This window comes from Phormidesmis priestleyi BC1401 (assembly GCF_001650195.1).
Taxonomy (GTDB): domain Bacteria; phylum Cyanobacteriota; class Cyanobacteriia; order Leptolyngbyales; family Leptolyngbyaceae; genus Phormidesmis_A; species Phormidesmis_A priestleyi_B.
The window spans coordinates 1-4025 of the sequence record NZ_LXYR01000127.1 but is presented as its reverse complement, the minus strand read 5'-3'; the positions used below and the strand labels follow the sequence as shown (position 1 = coordinate 4025).

General features: G+C 49.2%; 7 protein-coding genes and 1 pseudogene. 2 read left to right on the top strand and 6 right to left on the bottom strand.

Annotation, left to right across the window (positions count from 1 at the left end):
* Together A8707_RS25740 and A8707_RS30065 are read right to left on the bottom strand one after the other, a co-directional pair.
* Window positions 1-588, bottom strand: a 588-nt coding sequence (locus A8707_RS25740) for an IS6 family transposase (RefSeq protein ID WP_068819877.1), incomplete at its 3' end; no start/stop codon positions are given.
* A 39-nt stretch (window positions 589-627) separates the two neighbouring features.
* Window positions 628-978, bottom strand: coding sequence for a hypothetical protein (locus tag A8707_RS30065; RefSeq protein ID WP_156518889.1), 351 nt, complete (start codon window positions 976-978; stop codon window positions 628-630).
* 85 nt (window positions 979-1063) lie between these two features.
* Between A8707_RS30065 and A8707_RS30060 the strand changes: the two genes are divergently transcribed.
* On the top strand, window positions 1064-1273 hold the full coding sequence (locus A8707_RS30060; protein ID WP_156518888.1) for a hypothetical protein: 210 nt from the start codon (window positions 1064-1066) through the stop codon (window positions 1271-1273).
* A 601-nt stretch (window positions 1274-1874) separates the two neighbouring features.
* Here A8707_RS30060 and A8707_RS25730 read toward each other — a convergent pair.
* From A8707_RS25730 to A8707_RS25715, 4 genes are all read right to left on the bottom strand, one after another.
* Window positions 1875-2462, bottom strand: coding sequence for a Uma2 family endonuclease (locus A8707_RS25730; RefSeq protein ID WP_068820262.1), 588 nt, complete (start codon window positions 2460-2462; stop codon window positions 1875-1877).
* Between the two features lie 11 nt (window positions 2463-2473).
* Window positions 2474-2767 carry a fertility inhibition FinO-like protein gene (locus A8707_RS25725; RefSeq protein ID WP_068820260.1) on the bottom strand — a complete coding sequence of 98 codons (294 nt, stop codon included), beginning with the start codon at window positions 2765-2767 and terminating at the stop codon, window positions 2474-2476.
* Window positions 2764-3357, bottom strand: coding sequence for a Uma2 family endonuclease (locus A8707_RS25720; protein ID WP_068820258.1), 594 nt, complete (start codon window positions 3355-3357; stop codon window positions 2764-2766). Before A8707_RS25720 ends, A8707_RS25725 begins: the two co-directional genes overlap by 4 nt.
* Before the next feature lie 67 nt (window positions 3358-3424).
* Window positions 3425-3637, bottom strand: a complete 213-nt coding sequence (locus tag A8707_RS25715) for a ribbon-helix-helix domain-containing protein (protein WP_082906514.1) — start codon at window positions 3635-3637, stop codon at window positions 3425-3427.
* Window positions 3638-3889: 252 nt separating this feature from the next.
* On the opposite strand from A8707_RS25715, the pseudogene A8707_RS25710 reads away from it, so the two are divergent.
* A pseudogene (locus A8707_RS25710) lies at window positions 3890-4025 on the top strand (IS6 family transposase); the annotation flags it as partial.

Genomic DNA, 4025 nt, shown 5'->3' with positions numbered 1-4025 from the left:
TCTCGCTGTGTTGAATGAGCCGAATCCCATCATTGGCTTTGTCAATCGCTTGATGTTGCGGTGATCCTGCTCGATGATGTTATTCAGGTACTTGCTCTGCCGGTATTCTGTCTCTGCTGCCAGCGTTTCATCGCCTTTCAAGGCTTCGACTGCCACCGGATAGGCAGCATTTTTATCGACGGTGATCACGCGGGGTGTTTGAGTATGAGTCGCCTTCAGCACTTTGCGGAAAAACCGGGCTGCTGCTTTACCGTCCCGCTTTGCGCTCAGCATGAAGTCCAACGTGTTGCCCATTGAATCGACAGCGCGGTAAAGATATTTCCACGCTCCTTTCACTTCGATGTAAGTCTCGTCCACTCTCCATGAGTCATTCGTGGGATTCAAGAACGGTCGAATGCGTTTGTCCAGTTCAGGGGCAAATTTCAGCACCCAACGATTGAGGGTGGAATGACCCACCTCAATTCCTCGCTCTGCCATCATTTCTTCCAAATCCCGGTAGCTCAGAGGATAGCGGCAATACCACCGCACATTCAACACGATGATTTCGGGCAAGAAGTGCCGCCATTTGAACAGAGAGTCAGTCGTCATTTAGAGCAAGGCTAGAAAAAATTAAGCTTCCCTACCTTACTATTTTTGCGACACAACCAGCATCGTTGGCTGGTCAACTTTGTAAACCGCGAGCGGCATTTCATGGGTGCCGGGGAACTGCTTGCCGCCGGGGAGGTTGTGCCAACGGTAGCGACCGCCCTCGCCCGGATGGGCGTAGCGCCATTGTGCCCCGACATATTTGCCGTCTAATCCTTTGAAGGGAACTGCATAGCCAACGTCACAGGATAAGGCGATTATCGAAGGGTCTGTGACGCCTCTGCGCTGCAAGTCAGCACGGTCTCGCTCGTTGAGTAAACCGTTCGCCAGCCAATTCCGGTAGAACCGATCTCGCTCCTCTAGACTCATCGTCTGGGGCAGCGCGACGGGCATCTCTTGCCGCTGGCGCTGCTGCCACGCATGGCGATCAAAGGGTAGCCCGGTCTCGGGAGAAAATTGCGTCCACAGCCCATCTTTGGTGGAGCCGAACTCTTTCCAGCCGGAGGCAAAATCAGCGGTCATGCACAGCACTAATGGCTTGTCTGCAAAGGTTCTGCACTTGCCTTTCACGTCGCCACAGACAGGACAGGAATCTGATTTGTTGGTGGGCTTTGGCTTACTTCCCGTGGAGATCATCGTGCATCTCCTTCAACAATCTGAAGCAGGCGATCAACCAACAGGGAGGTAAATTGGCAATATGGCAAGTAGGTGATAAATGTGGCAGCCCAGTTAGCTAGGAAAAGCCTTAAAGCAATTGATTTCGGGACTGCTGGAGGCTCCGATAATTCCCGGTAAGTTGGTGGGGATTCTGATATATTGGATGAGTTGATCGGCGAGTCAATCTCTGAAATTATTTGCTTGCGGGTTTGCACAACCCTGCACTTTTGAGCCATCATATTGTTTAGGCAATCTATCTAGATGCTTGATAGGGGTCTGAACAGGTTCCTAAGTAGCGTCATGTCGTGGAAAACTTTCCGCTACTTAAGAGTCGAATATTCTAAAAACTCCCGTGGTTCAAGCTGCGGGAGTTTTTTGATTTTTGAATCAGAGCAATTTCCTTCCTGGCAGCTTCAACCAGAAAAGCGCTGAGATTACCTCCAGGGACTTCTTTGATTTGAGATTTCAAATCAAGGGGCAACCGGATCGATGTGACTGGAATTTGAGCCATAAGAAACTCCTTTTAAACACAAAACCGCCACATTCTTCCGAGCGTGGCGGTTGCTTTATATTTATAGTGGTGATGTTGCGATCAATCGTACTACCTGTTCTTGAGAATGAAGCAATTATTTTCATCTGCCAGCCCTCAGAATTTGTTCAGCCGTTAGCTGTAAGTCTGGGAACGCGACAGAGAGGACACGATCGCTGCCTCGAAACTCTCTAGACTGATAAGCTCCATCCTTCAGAGTCAGCACGATCACCACCGATCGACTCGGATCAATCTGCCAGAACTCAGGAATGCCCCTTGCGGCATACTCTTTCGGTTTATCAACATAGTCGCGATCGTAGTTATCGGTGCCAGGTTCTCCCGGAGAGACAACTTCGACCACCAGTGCCGGGGCAGGCATATCGAAGGTAATAAGAGACTGCGATTGCTGACTTAAAATCTGGTCTAACTCTTCAGTCAGAATCATTAGGTCAGGATTACGAGCCGTTGCAGTCTTGCCCCGTACCGAAATTTGCGTCCCTCTAGCAATAAGGTCGATCGGCACAAACTGGAGAAGCTGACTCAGCAGCCACAGCGCAATCTTTTCATTCAATCTCTTCTCAGCACCCATCTCAACTAATTTCCCATCAACCAATTCGTAATGGGTATCAGTGCCGTCGTCATAGTCGAGATATTCCTCAATCGTTCTAAACCGTTGTTTTGCTTGGGTCATGGCAACCGCTCCTACCCTGCTACAGCAGGTTCTTTAGGCTTTTTCTCAAAGACTTGTATGCTTGGCTCTGCCAACACAAAACCTTTTTCTGTCGGTTGCCCCATCTTCCCAGCGACGGCAGCAACCCACATCGGAAAGTTTGCCTGAGCATCCTCTAGCTTTTTCCAGACTTTAGGCTTGACGGTGACAGAGACAATCTGCCCATCGCAGTCAATCTCAAAGGACTTCCAGCCATTCTCAACCGTGGCGGCGTTTGGCAGTTCGTTGATTTTGATGGTGAGTTCAAGTTTTCCACTGACTGTCATTGGTGGTTGCCCTCCTGCGGCTCTCGAAACATCTGAACCGCCCGACCTAGGTCGGTTTCTCCGATTAGAATACAGCGCTTTAGCAGGTCTAAGTCTAGAGCCTCTAAACCTGGTAGCTCACTCCGATCAATGCGTTGATAGCTATCCTGTCTCAGGTGATAGAGCGCTAACGTGCCATCTTCCCAAAACCACACTTCAGATACGCCTAACGCACGGTATTTAGGAAGTTTGGCAGCATTGCCACTGGTGAAGACGACTTCGATCGCGAGATCAGGAATCGGCTTAAGACTGCCAATCCAGTAAGACTGATCTGCCTGTGCAGAGACTTCACCCTCTCGCTCTTGAGTCTTGTCGCCCGTAGGTTTGAATGGGATACCTCTATCAATCAGAAAGGTGACGATCAGATAGCCGATCACCTGCGTAAATGTGGCGTGGTCTTCACCGGGCATGAGAATCTCAATCGTCCCGTTGTAATAAGTCAGCTTTGCACGGGAGATTTCTTCATACCCTTTTTGGAGGTGTTTGAAATGCTCCCACGTCCCTTGCAAGACGATTCGCTGGTCTGTGGGTTTAGTGAGTGTTTGAGTCATGAGCGACCGCTCCTCCTAATTTGCTGCTCTCGTTTAGTACGTCTGTTTGATCGAGAATCTTACAGGTTTATTTACCTTTATTTTCAGTAGTGGAAGGTTTGTTTGGGTCAAGATCGGGCACCTCCCCAGCCCGTCTAGCCTCATCGATCGCTAGCCTCAGAAGGTACGTTGCAAACGTAGCCACAGGCTCACCTCGATTCTCTGCCCATCTCTGCAAATCAGAGTAATAGGCATCGGAGAGGGTTAAGTTGACCCGTTTCGCCATCTTATCAGCATCCATCTAGGGTTCCTCTCATACTATTCGCTCTAGTTAATTTATCAACATCGTTCCTTTTGAGTTACTTGAGAGGTACTTCCAAGAAACTGAATAGATGCTAACATGAGTTCTCATAAAGGATCACTAAAGAAACTGCAACGGCTCAAGCCAGTTTCTTAGCATCCGCACAAAGCTTTTGCCCCAATCCCCCAAAAACCGGTTGTGTCGCAAAAATAGTAAGGTAGGGAAGCTTAATTTTTTCTAGCCTTGCTCTAAATGACGACTGACTCTCTGTTCAAATGGCGGCACTTCTTGCCCGAAATCATCGTGTTGAATGTGCGGTGGTATTGCCGCTATCCTCTGAGCTACCGGGATTTGGAAGAAATGATGGCAGAGCGAGGAATTGAGGTGG

Excerpts from the sequence above, each read along its gene's own strand:
- A8707_RS30065 (WP_156518889.1), bottom strand. The coding sequence starts at position 978 with ATGCCCGTCGCGCTGCCCCAGACGATGAGTCTAGAGGAGCGAGATCGG.
- A8707_RS25730 (WP_068820262.1), bottom strand. The coding sequence starts at position 2,462 with ATGACCCAAGCAAAACAACGGTTTAGAACGATTGAGGAATATCTCGAC.
- A8707_RS25725 (WP_068820260.1), bottom strand. The coding sequence starts at position 2,767 with ATGACAGTCAGTGGAAAACTTGAACTCACCATCAAAATCAACGAACTG.
- A8707_RS25720 (WP_068820258.1), bottom strand. The coding sequence starts at position 3,357 with ATGACTCAAACACTCACTAAACCCACAGACCAGCGAATCGTCTTGCAA.
- A8707_RS25715 (WP_082906514.1), bottom strand. The coding sequence starts at position 3,637 with ATGGATGCTGATAAGATGGCGAAACGGGTCAACTTAACCCTCTCCGAT.